Annotated in this window: 13 protein-coding genes and 1 riboswitch; of the genes, 3 read left to right on the top strand and 10 right to left on the bottom strand. The window is 70.1% G+C overall.

Going from position 1 to position 16,561, the window contains the following annotated elements; all coding sequences use genetic code 11:
• Positions 1-33 precede the first annotated feature (33 nt).
• A complete protein-coding gene (locus G127AT_RS13350) occupies positions 34-438 on the bottom strand; it encodes a hypothetical protein (RefSeq protein WP_210897664.1) in 405 nt (134 codons plus the stop codon).
• Between the two features lie 157 nt (positions 439-595).
• Here G127AT_RS13350 and G127AT_RS13345 point away from each other — a divergent pair, with 157 nt between their 5' ends.
• The gene (locus G127AT_RS13345) at positions 596-1,405 is read left to right on the top strand and encodes an enoyl-CoA hydratase-related protein (RefSeq protein ID WP_210897662.1); all 810 of its coding nucleotides are present in this window, start codon (positions 596-598) and stop codon (positions 1,403-1,405) included.
• Positions 1,406-1,506: 101 nt separating this feature from the next.
• Here the strand turns inward: G127AT_RS13345 and G127AT_RS13340 are convergent, their stop codons facing one another.
• The 6 genes from G127AT_RS13340 to G127AT_RS13315 form a co-directional block, all read right to left on the bottom strand.
• Positions 1,507-2,310 carry a M23 family metallopeptidase gene (locus tag G127AT_RS13340; protein WP_210897660.1) on the bottom strand — a complete coding sequence of 268 codons (804 nt, stop codon included), beginning with the start codon at positions 2,308-2,310 and terminating at the stop codon, positions 1,507-1,509.
• 211 nt (positions 2,311-2,521) lie between these two features.
• On the bottom strand, positions 2,522-4,426 hold the full coding sequence (typA, locus tag G127AT_RS13335; protein WP_210897658.1) for a translational GTPase TypA: 1,905 nt from the start codon (positions 4,424-4,426) through the stop codon (positions 2,522-2,524).
• Positions 4,427-4,617: 191 nt separating this feature from the next.
• Positions 4,618-6,378, bottom strand: coding sequence for a dipeptide ABC transporter ATP-binding protein (locus tag G127AT_RS13330; protein WP_210897656.1), 1,761 nt, complete (start codon positions 6,376-6,378; stop codon positions 4,618-4,620).
• Entirely contained in the window at positions 6,375-7,322 is a 948-nt protein-coding gene (locus tag G127AT_RS13325) for an ABC transporter permease (RefSeq protein ID WP_210897654.1), read from the bottom strand. The genes G127AT_RS13330 and G127AT_RS13325 overlap by 4 nt, the downstream gene beginning before the upstream one ends.
• Entirely contained in the window at positions 7,312-8,241 is a 930-nt protein-coding gene (locus G127AT_RS13320; RefSeq protein WP_210897652.1) for an ABC transporter permease, read from the bottom strand. The genes G127AT_RS13325 and G127AT_RS13320 overlap by 11 nt, the downstream gene beginning before the upstream one ends.
• A 190-nt stretch (positions 8,242-8,431) precedes the next feature.
• Positions 8,432-10,051, bottom strand: a complete 1,620-nt coding sequence (locus G127AT_RS13315) for a peptide ABC transporter substrate-binding protein (protein WP_210897650.1) — start codon at positions 10,049-10,051, stop codon at positions 8,432-8,434.
• A gap of 162 nt (positions 10,052-10,213) precedes the next feature.
• Between G127AT_RS13315 and G127AT_RS13310 the strand changes: the two genes are divergently transcribed.
• Both G127AT_RS13310 and G127AT_RS13305 read left to right on the top strand, forming a co-directional pair.
• Entirely contained in the window at positions 10,214-10,966 is a 753-nt protein-coding gene (locus G127AT_RS13310; RefSeq protein WP_244857582.1) for a CPBP family intramembrane glutamic endopeptidase, read from the top strand.
• A 9-nt stretch (positions 10,967-10,975) separates the two neighbouring features.
• Positions 10,976-11,464 carry a peroxiredoxin family protein gene (locus G127AT_RS13305; protein WP_210897646.1) on the top strand — a complete coding sequence of 163 codons (489 nt, stop codon included), beginning with the start codon at positions 10,976-10,978 and terminating at the stop codon, positions 11,462-11,464.
• Between the two features lie 58 nt (positions 11,465-11,522).
• Here the strand turns inward: G127AT_RS13305 and gcvP are convergent, their stop codons facing one another.
• From gcvP to gcvT, 3 genes are read right to left on the bottom strand one after another with little or no spacing between them, the layout of a single operon-like run.
• On the bottom strand, positions 11,523-14,423 hold the full coding sequence (gcvP, locus tag G127AT_RS13300; protein ID WP_210897644.1) for an aminomethyl-transferring glycine dehydrogenase: 2,901 nt from the start codon (positions 14,421-14,423) through the stop codon (positions 11,523-11,525).
• A complete protein-coding gene (gcvH, locus tag G127AT_RS13295; protein ID WP_210897643.1) occupies positions 14,423-14,794 on the bottom strand; it encodes a glycine cleavage system protein GcvH in 372 nt (123 codons plus the stop codon). The genes gcvP and gcvH overlap by 1 nt, the downstream gene beginning before the upstream one ends.
• Positions 14,795-14,835: 41 nt before the next feature.
• A complete protein-coding gene (gene gcvT, locus G127AT_RS13290) occupies positions 14,836-16,017 on the bottom strand; it encodes a glycine cleavage system aminomethyltransferase GcvT (protein WP_244857580.1) in 1,182 nt (393 codons plus the stop codon).
• A gap of 208 nt (positions 16,018-16,225) precedes the next feature.
• Positions 16,226-16,338, bottom strand: a riboswitch (glycine riboswitch).
• Between the last annotated feature and the right edge of the window lie 223 nt (positions 16,339-16,561).

Genomic DNA, 16,561 nt, shown 5'->3' with positions numbered 1-16,561 from the left:
CGCTGCTCCTTCGAGAGGCTCGGGACTCTCAGTCTACGCGTGGCGCCGGCCGCGCTCGGGCAGCCGGGGCCAGGCGAGGACGACGACGGAGACGAGCGCCGGCCCGATCGCCCAGACGATGCCGGGGATGCCGCCCGGCACGAGCACCGAGCCGCCGGGGCCGGGCAGGGTGAGCACCGCGACCGTGCCGACGATGCCGATCGCCGCGGCGATCGCCGGCCAGCGGTCGGCGGCCAGGAGCCGGAGCCCGGCCACGAGGCACGCGACGCCGGCCAGGGCGAGCACGAGCCCCCAGGGCAGCTCGGCCCCGCCGATCCGCCAGACGTGGTGGTGGCCGACCGTCAGGATGAGCCCGGCGACGACGCCGACGACGAAGGCGAGCACCGCTCCCCCGATGCGGGAGCCCGTGCTGCGGGCCGCCTCGTCCACTGCCGTCATCTGCGAACCGCCTTCCGCCTGCGCGGCCTCGTGCGTGCCGGACCCTCGTGAGTCTACGACCTCGCCCGAACGGCATCCTGGGCGTTAGCGTTGAGTGGATCGCCCGAACTCACCCCGAGAACGCCCGCGGCGACCGCACGCGACGAGGAGGCCGAACATGCAACAGGATGCGACGAGCGAGACCCCCGGGCCGGTCCGGGTCGAGGAGTCCGACGGCGTCGCCGTCGTCACGATCGACCGGCCGAAGGCGCTGAACGCCCTTTCGGCCGAGGTGCTCACGGCCCTCGGCGAGGCCTTCGCCGCCCTCGCCGCCCGCGGCACGGAGGTGCGCGGCGTGATCCTGACCGGGGCCGGCGGCCGGGCGTTCGTCGCCGGGGCCGACATCCGCGCGATGGCGGACCTCACCGCCGCCGAGGCTGCGCGCCTCGCGCGCCTCGGGCACGAGGTCGCCGCCGGCATCGAGGGCCTCGGCGCCCCCGTGATCGCGGCGGTGGACGGCTTCGCGCTCGGCGGCGGCTGCGAGCTCGCGCTCGCCTGCGATCTGATCTATGCGACGGATGCGGCGAAGTTCGGCCAGCCGGAGGTCAGACTCGGGCTCATCCCGGGCTTCGGCGGCACCGTGCGCCTGCCGCGCGCGGTCGGCCCGCAGGCTGCGCGCGAGCTCATCTACACGGGTCGCACGATCGACGCCGCCGAAGCCGAACGACTCGGGCTCGTCGCGCGCCGTTTCGCCGACCGCGAGGCGCTGATGGCCGGCGCCCGGGCCGTGATCGAGGAGATATCGGCGAACGCGCACACGGCGGTGGCGATCGCCAAGCAGGTGCTGACCGCGGCGGACGGCACCGATACGGCGACCGCGAGCGGCATCGAGGTCGAGGGCTTCGAGCGCGCCTTCGCGACCGAGGACCACGGCGAGGGCATCGCCGCGTTCCTCGAGAAGCGGGATCCGTCCTTCACCGGGCGCTGAGACGCCGCACCCGCGGGCGCAGAGCAGACCCTCCGGCCCGCCCGAACCAACGGACCGGAAGGCCTGCACCGCGCCGCGGGTGCGGCGGGTGCAGTCTGCGATTACGCGTTGATGTGCTCCTGCAGCCAGGCGAGGCCGTCGAAGCGCACGCCGTCTTCGTAGTAGATCTCGAAGTGCATGTGCGGGCCGGTGGACTGGCCGGTCGAGCCGACGAGGCCGAGCTGCTGGCCGGCGGTGACGGTCTGACCGACCTCGACGCCCATGGTGCCCTCGAGCATGTGGCCGTACGTCGTGGTGACGATCTGGCCGTCGACCTCGTGCTGAACCTCGACGTGCACGCCGAGTCCGCCGTCGTCGTACGGCACGGCCGTGACGACGACGCCGTCGGTGACGGAGACGATCGGGGTGCCCTCACCGGGCGTGAAGTCGACGCCGTCGTGGTAGGTCGAGCAGCCGGCGCAGGGGGCCTCGCGGGGGCCGAAGCCGCCGGAGATGCGCGACATGTCGACGGGCGCCACGATGAGCTGCACGGGCGCGGCCGGCTCGGCTGCGGCGGGGGCAGCGGCAGGCTCGGGTTCGGGTGCGGCGACCTGGTACTCCTCGGCGGGCGTCGAGGGGATGAGCGCATCGGCCGGCACGGCCATCTGCTGGAGTTCGGGGGCCTTGGTGACGTCGCCGAGGGCGTAGACGCTCTTCGCGTCGCCGGTGGCCGTGAGGGCGGGAGCCGGGACGCTCGTGGAGATCGCGATGCCGGCGACGAAGGACATCGCGACGGCGGCGAGGGCCGGCTTCAGCACGGGACGCTGACGGGTGCCGGCGTGACGGCCGCGGGTGCGGCGCAGGTCGATGGTCTGGAGGAAACGGGCATAGCCGGCCTGGGGGCGGCCGGGAGTGGCGTGAGTCATAGTTCGGGTTACGTATGTTTCGTTGCGTTCGGGTTCGGGTTTCGATCGCCTGACTCATCGGGGACGGATCCGGTCGGGGAACCGGACCTCATTGAGTGAGGCAATCTCAGATACCGTACGCAGCAACCCTGAAAGACCCCTCCGCGGGGCCGCAAATTGCCGTGTGAACGACGAAGGGGCATCCGGAACCCGGATGCCCCTTCGCGGCCGCTCAGCCCTGTTTCTTCAGCCGCGACACCGCACGTGCGCGAGCCGTCTGGTCGAGCTCGACCTTGCGGATGCGCACCTTCTCGGGCGTGACCTCGACGCACTCGTCCTCGCGCGCGAACTCGAGGCACTCCTCGAGCGTCAGCTGTCGCGACGGCGTCATCGACTCGAAGGTGTCGGCCGTCGACGAACGCATGTTCGTCAGCTTCTTCTCCTTCGTGATGTTCACGTCCATGTCGTCGGCGCGCGAGTTCTCGCCGATGACCATGCCCTCGTAGACCTCTTCGGTGGGGTTCACGAAGAAGGTCATGCGCTCCTGCAGGGCGATGATCGCGAAGGGGGTCACGACGCCGGCGCGGTCGGCGACGATCGAGCCGTTGCTGCGGGTCGTGATCGCCCCGGCCCACTCGTCGTAGCCGTGCGAGATGGCGTTGGCGATCCCGGTGCCGCGCGTGATCGTGAGGAACTCCGTGCGGAAGCCGATGAGCCCGCGGCTCGGCACCACGAACTCCATCCGCACCCAGCCGGTGCCGTGGTTCGACATGCCGTCCATGCGGCCCTTGCGGCTGGCCAGCAGCTGCGTGATCGCTCCGAGGTACTCCTCGGGGGCGTCGATCGTCAAGTGCTCGTAGGGCTCGTGGACCTTGCCGTCGAGGGTCTTCGTGACGACCTGCGGCTTGCCGACGGTCAGCTCGTAGCCCTCGCGGCGCATCTGCTCGACGAGGATGGCGAGGGCCAGCTCCCCGCGGCCCTGCACCTCCCAGGCATCCGGGCGGCCGATCTCGACGACCTTGAGCGAGACATTGCCGATGAGCTCACGGTCGAGGCGGTCCTTGACCATGCGGGCGGTGAGCTTGTGGCCCTTGACCTTGCCGACGAGCGGCGAGGTGTTCGTGCCGACCGTCATCGAGATCGCCGGATCGTCGACGTGGATCGCCGGAAGCGGGCGCACATCCTCGGGGTCGGCGAGGGTCTCGCCGATGGTGATCTCCTCGATGCCGGCGACGGCGATGATGTCGCCGGGGCCGGCGTCGTCGGCAGGGAAGCGCTCGAGCGCCTTCGTCTTCAGCAGCTCGGTGATGCGCACGTTCGAGTGCGAGCCGTCCTTGCGCACCCAGGCGACGGTCTGACCCTTGCGGATCGTGCCGTTGAAGACGCGCAGCAGCGCGAGGCGGCCGAGGAACGGCGAGGAGTCGAGGTTCGTCACCCACGCCTGCAGCGGCGCCTCGTCGTCGTAGGTCGGCGCCGGCACGTGCTCGAGGATGGCCTCGAAGAGCGGCTCGAGGTCCTCGCTGTCCGGCAGCTGCCCGTTCTCGGGCTTGGCCGTCGAGGCCCGCCCGGCCTTGCCGGAGGCGTAGATGACGGGCACGTCGAGGATCGCGTCGAGGTCGAGGTCCGGCACATCGTCGGCCAGATCGCTGGCGAGGCCGAGCAGCAGGTCCTGGCTCTCGGCGACGACCTCGTCGATGCGGGCATCGGGGCGGTCGGTCTTGTTCACCAGCAGGATGACCGGCAGCTTCGCCTCGAGCGCCTTGCGGAGCACGAAGCGGGTCTGCGGCAGCGGGCCCTCGCTCGAGTCGACGAGCAGCACGACGCCGTCGACCATCGAGAGGCCGCGCTCGACCTCGCCGCCGAAGTCGGCGTGGCCGGGGGTGTCGATGACGTTGATCGTCACCGGGCCGGAGCCGGCGTGCTTGCCGTTGTACTCCACCGCCGTGTTCTTGGCGAGGATCGTGATGCCCTTCTCGCGCTCGAGCTCGTTCGAGTCCATCGCGCGCTCGTCGACGTGGGCGTGCTCGGCGAACGAGTTCGTCTGCTTGAGCATGGCGTCGACGAGGGTCGTCTTGCCGTGGTCGACGTGCGCGACGATCGCGACGTTGCGCAGGTCATTGCGAGTGGCATTCGCCATATGGGTGGTGTCCTTGCGATGGGGGCGCCCGCCGGCTCGCACCCTCGCGGGCACGACGCCTGCGCGAACGCACTGAATGGGAGTCTGGGAGAGCGCTGGCGACGATGGCACGCGCTGGAACAGCCTACCGTGCCATGCCGAACGTGCGCCGTATGCGGGCGGATGCCGGAGCGATCCGCCCGCGCTGCGCCTCAGCCGGCGAGGGGGATGTTCGCGCCCGGGATGGCCGCGAGCAGGTCCCTCGTGTACTTCTCCTTCGGGCGCTCGAAGACCTCGTCGGTCGATGCCGCCTCGACGATGCGCCCCTTCTGCATCACGCAGACGTTGTCGGCGATGACCCGCACGACCGCGAGGTCGTGGGTGATGAAGAGGTAGGTGAGGTCGAGTTCGGCCTGCAGATCCGCCAGGAGCCGGAGGATCTGCGCCTGCACGAGCACGTCCAGGGCCGACACGGCCTCGTCGAGCACCACGATCTCGGGCTTCAGCGCGAGCGCACGGGCGATCGCGATGCGCTGCCGCTGACCGCCGGAGAGCTCGTTCGGGTAGCGCGAGACGAGCGACTTCGGCAGCGAGACCTGGTCGAGCAGTTCGAGCACGCGGGCTCGGCGCTCGGCGCGCGTGCCGATCTTGTGCGTCTGCAGGGGTTCGCCGATCGTGTTGCCGATGTTGCGCAGCGGGTTCAGCGACCCGTACGGATCCTGGAAGACCGGCTGCATGCGACTGCGGAGCCGGAACAGCTCCTCGCCCTTCAGCGAGGCCAGATCCTGCCCGCCGATCATGATGCGCCCGCTCGTGACGTCCTCGAGCTTCAGGAGCATCTTCGCGACCGTCGACTTGCCGGAGCCCGACTCGCCGACGAGCGCCGTCGTCGTGCCCTTCCTGATGTCGAAGGAGACCTCGTCGACGGCCGTGAAGTCGCCGGAGCCGCGGATCTTGAACACCTTCGTGAGGTTCTCGACCACGATCGCCGGCGGCTGGGCCGCAGCGGCCTCGACGGCCTCCGCGCGCGCCTCGGCGGTCGCGATGAGGTCGATCGACTCCCCCGCGGCCGCCTCCGCGTCCTCGGCGATGGCCGATTCGGCCTCCTGGATGCTGCCGGAGGCCTGGATGCGCCGCGAGGCGAGGCTCGGGGCGGCGGCCACGAGCCGCTGCGTGTAGGGGTGCTGCGGGTTCTGCAGGATCTCGACCGAGGGGCCGGCCTCGACGACCTTGCCCTTGTACATCACGACGAGCTGCTCGGCGCGCTCGGCGGCGAGGCCGAGGTCGTGCGTGATGAACAGCAGCGTCGTGCCGAGGTCGCGGGTGAGCGACTCGAGGTGGTCGAGGATGATGCGCTGCACCGTCACGTCGAGGGCCGAGGTCGGCTCGTCGGCGATCAGCAGCTGCGGATCGGCGGCGAGGCCGATGCCGATGAGCACGCGCTGGCGCATGCCGCCGGAGAACTGGTGCGGGAACTGCTTGAGGCGGCGATCCGCATCCTGCAGGCCGGCCTGCTTCAGCACCTCGATCGCGCGGGCCCTGACGGCCTTGCGGCCCTTGGCGATGCCGTTGGCGCGGATGGCCTCCTCGACCTGGAAGCCGATCGACCAGACCGGGTTCAGGTTCGACATCGGGTCCTGCGGCACGAAGCCGATCTTGCGGCCGCGGATCGACTCCATCTCGCGCGCGGAGGCCTTCGTGAGGTCCTGTCCGTCGAGCAGGATCTGCCCGCCGGTGACGCGTCCGGTGCCCGGCAGCAGGTTGATGATCGCGTGCGCGGTCGTCGACTTGCCGGAGCCGGACTCGCCGACGATCGCCAGGCTCTGCCCGCGGTACAGGGTGATGTTCACGCCGTCGACGGCCTTCACGAGCCCGTTCTGGGTGGTGAAGCCGACCTCGAGATCCTTGATCTCGAGGATGGGGCGCTCGGGTGCGGTGTTCACGCCGTTCTCCTCGTCGAATGCCGTGCTCATCGCTGCGCCCTCGATTTCGGGTCGAGCGCATCCCGGGCGACCTCGCCGAGCATGATGAAGCTCAGCACCGTCACCGACAGGGCGATCGAGGGCCAGATGAGGGTCATGGGGTTGTTGCGCAGGTCGTTCTGGGCACGGCTGATGTCGTTGCCCCAGGACATGACGTCGGTCGGCAGGCCGACGCCGAGGTACGACAGGGTCGCTTCGGCGACGATCGCCGAGGCGAGCGCCAGGGTCGTCACGACGATGACCGGCGCGATCGAGTTCGGCAGCACGTGGCGCAGCAGGATGCGGAACTTCGAGACGCCGAGGGCCGTGGAGGCCATGACGTAGTCGGCGTTCTTCACCCTGAGCACCTCGGCCCTCAGCACACGCATGGTCGTCGGCCAGGCGAACAGGCCGATCGCCAGCGAGATCGTCCATACGCTCGCGTAGCGCGAGAGCACCGACATGACGACGACGGCGGCGAGGATGTAGGGGATCGAGAAGAAGATGTCCGCGATCCGGGAGATCACGGCATCCACCCAGCCGCCGAAGTAGCCGGCGATGGCGCCGGAGATGACCCCGAGGAACGCGACGATGAACGTCACGATCATGCCGACGGCAAGCGACGTGGACGTGCCGTGGATGATGCGCGAGTACACGTCGCAGCCCTGCTTCGTGAAGCCGAGCGGGTGGCCTGCGGCCGGCCCGCCGTTGCTGTCGGCGAGGTGGCAGTTGTTGTCGGGCGGGGTGGAGGTGAACCAGCCCGGGAAGAGGGCGACGACCACGATGAGCACGATGAGGATCGAGGAGATCCAGAACATGGGGCGCTTGCGGAGATCCCGCCAGGCGTCCGTCCAGAGGTTCGTGGGCTTGCCCTCGGCCTTGACCTGGTCGATGGCGACGAGCGGGGTCTCCTCGACCGGCGCGACGTAATGCTTCGGGTCGGTGTTACTTGGCATAGCGGATCCTCGGGTCGAGCACGGCGTAGAGCAGGTCGACGACCAGGTTGATGACGATGTAGATGAGCACCATGATCGTGACGAACGACACGACCGTCGGACCCTCGCCGCGGAGGATCGCCTGGTAGAGCGTGCGGCCGACGCCCGGCACGTTGAAGATGCCCTCGGTGACGGTCGCGCCGACCATGAGCACGCCGAAGTCGACGGCGAGGTAGGTCACGACGGGGATGAGCGAGTTGCGCAGGATGTGCACGGGGACGATGCGCCGACGCGAGAGGCCCTTGCTCGCCGCGGTGCGCACGAAGTCCTGGCTCGACGTCTCGATGACCGACGACCGTGTCAGCCTCGAGATCTGCGCGAAACTGATGGTCGCGAGCACGAGCGCAGGCATGAGCAGGTCTTTCCACGGAGCCCCGGCGCCGACCGTGGTTCGGAACCAGCCGAGTTCGACGCCGAAGACGTACTGCGCGACGAACGCGATGACGAAGATCGGCACCGAGATCAGGATGAGGCTGATGACAAGGGCGCTCGCGTCGAAGATGCCGCCCTTGCGGATGCCCGCGATGAGGCCGATCGTGATGCCGGCGACGAGTTCGAAGAACACCGCGAGGATCGCCAGGCGCAGGGTGACCGGGAAGGTCTGGGCGAGGATCTCGGTGACCGGCTGACCCGAGAAGGAGACGCCGAAGTCACCGCGGAAGATGCCGCCGAGGAAGAGGAAGTACTGGACGATGAAGGGCTGGTCCAGGTGGTAGCGCTCGCGCAGCTGCTCGAGGAGCGCAGGCGGCGGGGTCTTCTCGCCGAAGAGGCCGGCGATGGGATCGCCGGGCATGGCGAAGACCATGAAGTAGATCAGGAAGGTCGTGCCGAGCAGTACAGGGATCGCCTGCAGCAGTCGGCGCAGGATATAGCCGGCCATGGATCACGACCCGCTTTCCGCGTTGATGGACATGTGGAAGTGGACACCCTCACTGTTTGCGAGCCGATGACTCGATGCTACGCCGCGGGCCTTCTCCGTGGGAGGCACGTGGAAGGGGGCGGCAACCGAAAACCGGCTGCCGCCCCCGAGGCACTGAGCAGTCTAACCGCTCAGCGGACTGATGCGAGAATCACTCAGCCTTGGTGACCTGGAAGTAGAGCGGAACCGAGTTCCAGCCGTACTCCACGTTCTCGACCTGCTCGCTCCAGGCGCCGTTCACGTTCTGGTACCAGAGCGGGATCGCCGGCAGATCCTTCAGCAGGATCTCCTGCGCGGCCTGGAACTTGGCGTTCTGCTCGTCCGCGTCGCTCGTCGACTGGCCCTCCTTGAGGAGCTTGTCGACCTCGGGGTTCGAGTAGTCGCCGTCGTTCGAACCGGCGTTGGTGCCGTAGAGCGGGCCGAGGTAGTTGAACAGACCGGGGTAGTCGGCCTGCCAACCGCTGCGGAACGCGGTCTGGATCGTGCGGTTCGTGATGGTCTCGCGGACCTCCTTGAAGGTCGGCGAGGGCACGCCCGACGCCTCGATGCCGAGGTTGTTCTTCAGCTGGTTCGACACGGCGTCGACCCAGTCCTGGTGGTCTCCGTCGGCGTTGTAGGCGATCTGGAAGCTGCCCTCCCACGGCGAGATGGCGTCGGCCTCGGCCCAGAGCTTCTTGGCTTCCTCGGGGTTGAACTCGAGGACCTCTTCACCCTCGAGCTCGTCGGTCCAGCCGGCGATGATCGGGGAGGTGAAGTCGCTCGCCGGGGTGCGGGTGCCGCCGAAGATGACCTCGGTGATCTCCTCGCGATCGATGGCCATCGAGATGGCAGCACGACGCAGCTTGCCCTCTTCGCCCGCGAAGTGCGCGAGGCGGTCGGGGACCGTGAACGACTGGAACAGGGCCGAAGCCTGGTTCACGGCACGCTCGCCGAAGGTGTCCTCGTAGCTCTCGACGGCACTCGACGGAATCTCGTCGACGACGTCGAGGTTGCCGCCCTCGAGGTCGGAGTACGAGGCCTCCTGCGAGGCGTAGAAGATGATGTCGAGGCCGCCGTTGGCCGCCTTGCGACCGCCGTCGTAGTCGGGGTTCACGACGAGGCTGATCTTCTCGTTGTGCTTCCACGCGCCTTCGCCGTCGAGCATGTACGGGCCGTTGCCGATCGGGTTCTGGCCGAACGCCTCGATGTCATCCCACGCCGAGGCGGGCAGCGGGTAGAACGCCGAGTAGCCGAGGCGCAGCGCGAAGTCGGCCGTCGGCTGCTTGAGAGCGACGGTGAACGTCGTGTCGTCGACGACCTCGAGGCCGCTCATCTCCTCGACGTTCTCATCCCAGCTGAAGCCCTCGATGTCCTCGAAGAAGTAGCTCGAGAGGTGCGCGTTGTCGAGCGCGGCGCCGTAGTTCCAGGCGTCGACGAACGAGGCCGCGTCGACCGGGTCACCGTTGGTGAACTCGAGGTCGGGCTTGATCTTGATCGTGAAGTGCTGGTTGTCCTCGGACTCGATGGACTCGGCGACGTCGTTGATCGGCTTGCCGTCGGCGTCGTAGTAGATGAGGCCCGCGAAGATCTGGTCGATGATCTTGCCGCCGCCGACCTCGTTGGTGTTGGTCGGGATGAGCGGGTTCTGGGGCTCGGTGCCGTTCGTCGTGATGATGGCGCCGGTGTCGCCACCCGCGCTGGGCGCCGGCGAGTCGCTCGAGCAGCCTGCGAGCGTGAGGGCGCTCGCCGCCGCAAGAGCCACGGCCGCGACGCCGATTCTCTTGATTCTCAAGATGTTCCTCCTGTGAGTGCGCGCTCAGGCAGCGCGCGATGACGCACTACGGCGCTGGATGATCCGAGAATAGGCAATGCGCGCCGCTCGCGGCGCATCCGCGCCCAAACCGTTATCGAGGAGCAATCTGTCCCCCAGCAAACGGTCAGTATGGTGACTCGCATGCGCAACACCCGTTTGTGGGCCGAGATCGTCATCGTCCTCGGCCTCTCGCTCGGCGCGAGCGCGGTGTACTCGATCGTCTCGCTCGTCGCCAAGCTCACCGCGGGCCCGCCGCTCGGGCAGCAGTCGACGGCGCTGAACGCCTCGCGCTCCGAGCGCGAATGGCTGGATGCGACGTACCAGTTCCTCGACGTCTTCTTCGCGCTGTTCGCCGTCGCCCTCGTGCTGTACCTGCTCTGGGAGCCGGGGCGGAGCGCCTTCCGCCGCATCGGGCTGGACCTGCGGCATCCGCTGCGGGATCTCGGCGCCGGCCTCGCGCTCGTGGCGGCCATCGGCATCCCGGGCCTCGCCCTCTACGCCGCCGGCCGCGCGCTCGGCATCACCGTCGCCGTCTCGGCCTCCCCCGCCGACTGGTACTGGTGGACGGTGCCGATGCTCGTGCTCTCGGCGCTCCGGGCGGCCCTCACCGAAGAGGTCATCGTCGTCGGCTACCTCTTCACGCGCCTCCGCGAGCTCGGCTGGAACCGCTGGACGATCATCCTCGCCGGCGCCGTCTTCCGCGGAAGCTACCACCTGTACCAGGGCTTCGGCCCCTTCCTCGGCAACGTCGCCATGGGCGTCGTCTTCGGCTGGTGCTACGCGCGGTGGGGCCGCACGATGCCCCTCGTCGTGGCCCACTGGGTGCTCGACATCGTCTCGTTCGTCGGGTATCCGCTCGCCGTGGGCTGGTGGCCGGATCTGTTCGGCGCGTAGGCTGACGCCATGGCGCGCGCGAAATCCCCCGTGGTCGGCCAGGAGGCGCCCGACTTCACGCTTCCGGGCGTGCAACTCGTCGACGACGACGTCGTCCGCCGCGACATCACGCTCAGCGCGCTGCGCGGCAGTCCCGTGCTCCTCGTCTTCTACCCGGGCGACGAGACCGCCGGTTGCACCGCCCAGCTGTGCTCGTACAGCTCCGGGCTCGGTGCCTTCGACGAGCTCGGCGCCGAGGTCGTCGCCGTCAGCCGCCAGGGCCTCGAGAGCCACGAGCACTTCGCCCGAAAAGAGCGGCTGTCGATGCCGCTGCTGGCCGACACCGAAGGCACGGTCATCGACCGCTACGGGGTGAGCCTGGCCGGGCTCACCGCACGCCGCAGCGAATTCCTCATCGACGCCGCCGGGATCGTGCGCTACCGCCGCATCGGCATCGTCGGCGTCACCTGGACCAAGCCCGAGGAGCTCGTCGCCGAACTCGCCAAGCTCGCCGCCTGAGCCGGCACCCCGGCCGGGCAGGCGGCGCCGCGGCATCCACCGCGGCGCCGCGCTCGACTCAGGCGAAGGCCTCCGGCGGCGGGCAGGCGCAGACCAGGTTGCGGTCGCCGTACGCCTGGTCGATGCGGCGCACGGGCGCCCAGTACTTGTTCCGCACGAGCGAACGCACCGGGTAGACGGCCTGCTCGCGGGTGTACGGATGCGCCCAGTCGTCCGCGACGACCGCCTCGGCCGTGTGCGGCGCGTTCACCAGCGGGTTGTCGTCGGCCGGCCACTGCCCGCGAGCGACGGCATCCGCCTCCTCGCGGATCGCGATCATCGCCTCGGCGAAGCGGTCGAGTTCGGCCAGGTCCTCCGACTCGGTCGGCTCGACCATGAGGGTGCCGGCGACCGGGAACGACATCGTGGGCGCGTGGAACCCGTAGTCGACGAGTCGCTTGGCGACGTCGTCGACGGTGATGCCGGTGGATGCCGTGAGCGGCCTGAGGTCGAGGATGCACTCGTGGGCGACGAGCCCCGCCTCCCCCGTGTACAGCACCGGGTAGTGGTTTTTCAGCCGGGCGGCGAGGTAGTTGGCGGCGAGCACAGCGGCCGCGGTCGCGTCCTTCAGCCCGGCCGCGCCCATCATCCGCACGTACGCCCACGAGATCGGCAGGATCGACGGGCTGCCGAACGGCGCCGCCGAAACCGGCCCGCCGTCGTGGGCGTATCCCACGTGATCGTTCGTCTGCGCCATCGGATGCCCCGGCAGGAAGGGCGCGAGGTGCGCCTTCGCCGCGACCGGGCCGACGCCCGGGCCGCCGCCGCCGTGCGGGATGCAGAAGGTCTTGTGCAGATTCAGGTGCGAGACGTCGCCGCCGAAGTCGCCGAAGCGCGCATAGCCGAGCAGCGCGTTCAGGTTCGCGCCGTCGATGTAGACCTGGCCGCCGGCCTCGTGCACCGCCTCGGCGACCGCGCGCACCTCGTGCTCGTAGACGCCGTGCGTGGACGGGTAGGTGATCATGAGGGCGGCGAGCCGCTCGGCGTTCGCGGCGATCTTCGCACGGAGGTCGTCGAGGTCGACATCGCCGTTCTCGCCGGTGGCGACGACGACGACGCGCATGCCGGCGAGCACGGCGCTCGCCGCGTTCGTGCCGTGCGCGCTCGACGGGATGAGGCAGACGTCGCGCTCGGTCTCGCCGCGGGAGCGGTGGTAGCCGCGGATCGCGAGGAGGCCGGCGAGCTCGCCCTGCGAGCCGGCGTTCGGCTGCAGCGAAACCGTGTCGTATCCGGTGACCTCGGCCAGCCACGTCTCCAGCTGCCCGATGAGCTCGAGCGAACCCTCCGCGTCCTCGCGCGGGGCGAAGGGGTGCAGATTCGCGAACTCGGGCCAGGTGATCGCCTCCATCTCGCTGGCCGCGTTGAGCTTCATCGTGCAGGAGCCCAGCGGGATCATGCCGCGGTCGAGCGCGTAGTCGCGGTCGGCGAGCGTCTTCAGGTAGCGCATCATGGCGGTCTCGCTGTGGTGCGTGTTGAAGACGGGGTGCTCGAGGTAGCCGCTCGCGCGCACGAGCTCCTCCGGGATCGGCGAGGCGGGCCGCCAGCTGCCGGTCTCGCGGCCGGCGAGGGCTTCGGCGCCGAGCGGGGCGAGCACGCGGTCGAGCAGTGCGGCGTCGCCGGCGATCGTCTCGTCGAAGGCGAGGCGCACGGTGTCGTCGTCGACGGATCCGTAGAGCACGCCCGCTTCGCGCGCGACCCGGGCGGCTTCGGCGGCGCGGCCCGGCACCCGCACGAGGAGGGTGTCGAAGAAGGCATCGTGCACGACCTCGACGCCGCTCGCGCGGAGCCGCGCGGCCGCGTTCACCGCCGTGCGGTGCACCGCCGAGGCGATCGCGCGGATGCCCGCCGGCCCGTGGTAGACGGCGTACATCGAGGCCATGACGGCCAGCAGCACTTGGGCCGTGCAGATGTTGGAGGTCGCCTTCTCTCGGCGGATGTGCTGCTCGCGCGTCTGCAGGGTGAGCCGGTAGGCGGGTGCGCCCGCGGCATCCACCGACACGCCCACGAGCCGGCCCGGCAGCTGGCGTTCGAGCCCGGCGCGGACGGCGAGGTAGCCGGCGTGCGGGCCGCCGAAGCCCATCGGCACGCCGAAGCGCTGCGTCGTGCCGACGGCGATGTCGGCGCCGAGCTCGCCCGGGCTCGCGATGAGCGCGAGGGCGAGGAGGTCGGCGGCGACGACCGCGAGGCCGCCTGAGGCCCTGACGCCGGCGATGAGCGCGGAGGGGTTCCAGACGCGGCCGGATGCGCCGGGGTACTGGATCGCGATGCCGAACGCCTCGCCGAGCTCGGTCGCGTCGGTGCCGGGGCCGAGCGGGGCGACGACGAGTTCGATGCCGACCGCCTCGGCACGATGCGCGAGGAGGGCGAGGGTCTGCGGGAAGAGCTCGGCGTCGGCGATGAAGCGGTTCGAGGCCGACTTCGAGGCGCGGCGGGCCAGCAGCATCCCCTCGACGACCGCGGTGCCCTCGTCGAGCATCGACGCGTTCGCCGTGGCGAGGCCGGTGAGGTCGGTCACCATCGTCTGGAAGTTGATGAGGGCTTCGAGGCGGCCCTGGCTGATTTCGGGCTGGTAGGGCGTGTACGCCGTGTACCAGCTCGGGTTCTCGAGCACGTTGCGGCGGATGACCGCCGGGGTCTCGGTGCCGGCGTAGCCGAGGCCGATGAGCGAGGTGCCGACGGTGTTCCTCGCGGCGAGGCCGCGGAGTTCGGCGAGCGCCCGGCGTTCGGAGGCCGCCTCGGGGATCGCCGAGTCGACGACCTCGTGCATGCGGATCGCGGTGGGCACGGCGGCCGTGAGCAGCGCGTCGAGCGAGTCGTAGCCGAGTTCGGCGAGCATCCGCGACTGGGCGTCCGGCCCCGTTCCGATGTGGCGGGCGGTGAAGGCTGCGGCGCCGGCCGCAGCGGGAAGATCGAGCGGCATCAGGCGGTCAGCGCCCGGTACTCGGCGTGGTCGAGGAGGTCGCCCGGCAGGGCCGTGAAGCGCACCTTGACGAGCCATCCCGCCCCGAACGGGTCGGAGTTGACGAGCTCGGGCGCATCCACGACCGCCCGGTTGGCCTCGACGACCTCGCCGTCGACCGGCGCGAACAGCTCGCCGACCGACTTCGTCGATTCGATCTCGCCGACGACGGTGCCCGCCGTCAGGGTGCTGCCGGCATCCGGCAGTTCGACGTAGACGACGTCGCCGAGCTTGCCGGCGGCGTAGTCGGTGATGCCGACGGTGGCGATGTCGCCGTCGACGGCGATCCACTCGTGCTCGGCGGTGTACTTCAGGGCGGTCTGATCGGTCATGGTTCGTGCTTTCTGCTCGGCCGGGCTGGGGTCGGGGCGCGTCACGCGCGCGTGTAGAAGGGGAGGCGGACGACCTCGGCGGGAATGCGCGTGCCGCGCACGTCGAGGAAGAGGGCGGTGCCGGGCTCTGCGAGCTCCGGGTCGACGTAGGCGAGGGCGACGGGATGCCCGAGGGTCGGCGAGAGCACGCCGCTCGTCACCGTGCCGCGCGCCGCGGCATCCGCACCCGCATCGTCGAAGACCTCGTAGCCGGCCCGTGCCGCACGACGACCCTCGGCGGCGAGGCCGACGAGCACGCGCGCGCCGGCGGGCGGCCCGGCTTCGACGGCGGTGCGGCCCACGAAGTCGCCCTCCTTGGCGAGGGCGACGACCCGGCCGAGGCCGGCCTGCACGGGAAAGGTCTCGCGATCCAATTCATGGCCGTAGAGCGGCATGCCCGCCTCGAGACGGAGGGTGTCGCGGGCGGCCAGGCCCGCGGGGACGAGGCGGGAACCGCCGGTCTCGGCCAGAGCCTCCCACAGCTTCGGGGCGACCTCGGGCGCGAGGTAGAGCTCGAAGCCGTCCTCGCCCGTGTAGCCCGTGCGGGCGACGTAGACCGGTTCGTCCTGGAACTGCGCGGGGAAGGCCCGGTAGTACTTCAGCGCGGCCGCCTGCTCGCGGAAGTCCTCGACGTCGTTGCCGGGGCCGGGCACGCCGAAGCCGGGAGTCTCGGTGAGGATCGCGAGCGAGGCGGGGCCCTGCAGGGCGATGAGGGCGACGTCGTCGGACTCGTCGTACACCTCGGCCTCGAAGGGCGCCGTGCGGTCGCGGAGCTCCTCGGCGACGAGGTCGCGGTTGGCGGCGTTCGCGACGACCATGAAGCGGTCCTCGCCCGTGCGGTAGACGACGAGATCGTCGAGGATGCCGCCCGTGCGCGCGAGCAGCAGCGAGTACTTCGCCTGGCCGATCGCGATCGCCGAGAGGCGGCCGGCGAGCGCGTAGTCGAGGGCGGCGGCCGCTTCGGGCCCGACGACGAGGATCTCGCCCATGTGGGAGAGGTCGAAGAGGCCGGCCGAGCGGCGCACGGCGTGGTGCTCGGCGAGGTCGCTGTCGTAGCGGAGCGGCATCTGCCAGCCCGCGAAGTCGGTGAAGCTCGCGCCGGCGGCGCGGTGGACGGCGTCGAGGGGCGAGGTGCGCTCGAACGCGGGGTTCGGGTCGTGGTCTGACACGTCGTGATCTGACACGGAGTTCTCCTGATCGCGGATGCGACGCGTGCCTTGCGGCCCGCGTGGGAACTCCCCCTCTGTCATCGGCCTGAGAGCTTCGCACGACGGGTCGCGCTTTCACCTTCGGCGGCTGCCGTGCGGATGAAGGGGGATCTCGATGCGCGTCGACTTCGTCGCCGCGACTCGATCTGCTCCTCGCTCCGCCCGGAGCGCTTTTCAGAGCGGCCTCGTCATCGCGGTATGCGTGACCTGAGAGATTGGCGGGGAGGCTTGCTCCTTCGGTGCCGGTCTCGAGCACTCCTGCCCGTGGATGCCGACCGGCTCTCCCGCGATGCGTCGACGGCCCGGTGTGCGGTTGTGCTGCCGATCCTAGCAGCGCGACCGCCGCGCGGGGGTGCCGCGCCGCGGCGGTGCGGGCCGGCATCCGCACCCGGCTACAACGCAGCTTCTCCATGTATTTCCGCGTCTGAGCGCAGTTTCTGCGGTGGGGTATGGTTGATGAGCCCTTCGAACCGAAGAGTCTTCCGTCACGCGACGACACGCGATTTCACCCCGTGCGGCT

Source organism: Agromyces archimandritae, from assembly GCF_018024495.1.
Lineage (GTDB): Bacteria > Actinomycetota > Actinomycetes > Actinomycetales > Microbacteriaceae > Agromyces > Agromyces archimandritae.
Note: the sequence above shows the minus strand (reverse complement) of the source record. Positions and strands in the feature narration are given on the sequence as shown.

Coding starts and splice junctions, on each gene's coding strand:
- G127AT_RS13350 (WP_210897664.1), bottom strand. CDS start 438: ATGACGGCAGTGGACGAGGCGGCCCGCAGCACGGGCTCCCGCATCGGG.
- G127AT_RS13345 (WP_210897662.1), top strand. CDS start 596: ATGCAACAGGATGCGACGAGCGAGACCCCCGGGCCGGTCCGGGTCGAG.
- G127AT_RS13340 (WP_210897660.1), bottom strand. CDS start 2,310: ATGACTCACGCCACTCCCGGCCGCCCCCAGGCCGGCTATGCCCGTTTC.
- typA (WP_210897658.1), bottom strand. CDS start 4,426: ATGGCGAATGCCACTCGCAATGACCTGCGCAACGTCGCGATCGTCGCG.
- G127AT_RS13330 (WP_210897656.1), bottom strand. CDS start 6,378: ATGAGCACGGCATTCGACGAGGAGAACGGCGTGAACACCGCACCCGAG.
- G127AT_RS13325 (WP_210897654.1), bottom strand. CDS start 7,322: ATGCCAAGTAACACCGACCCGAAGCATTACGTCGCGCCGGTCGAGGAG.
- G127AT_RS13320 (WP_210897652.1), bottom strand. CDS start 8,241: ATGGCCGGCTATATCCTGCGCCGACTGCTGCAGGCGATCCCTGTACTG.
- G127AT_RS13310 (WP_244857582.1), top strand. CDS start 10,214: ATGCGCAACACCCGTTTGTGGGCCGAGATCGTCATCGTCCTCGGCCTC.
- G127AT_RS13305 (WP_210897646.1), top strand. CDS start 10,976: ATGGCGCGCGCGAAATCCCCCGTGGTCGGCCAGGAGGCGCCCGACTTC.
- gcvP (WP_210897644.1), bottom strand. CDS start 14,423: ATGCCGCTCGATCTTCCCGCTGCGGCCGGCGCCGCAGCCTTCACCGCC.
- gcvH (WP_210897643.1), bottom strand. CDS start 14,794: ATGACCGATCAGACCGCCCTGAAGTACACCGCCGAGCACGAGTGGATC.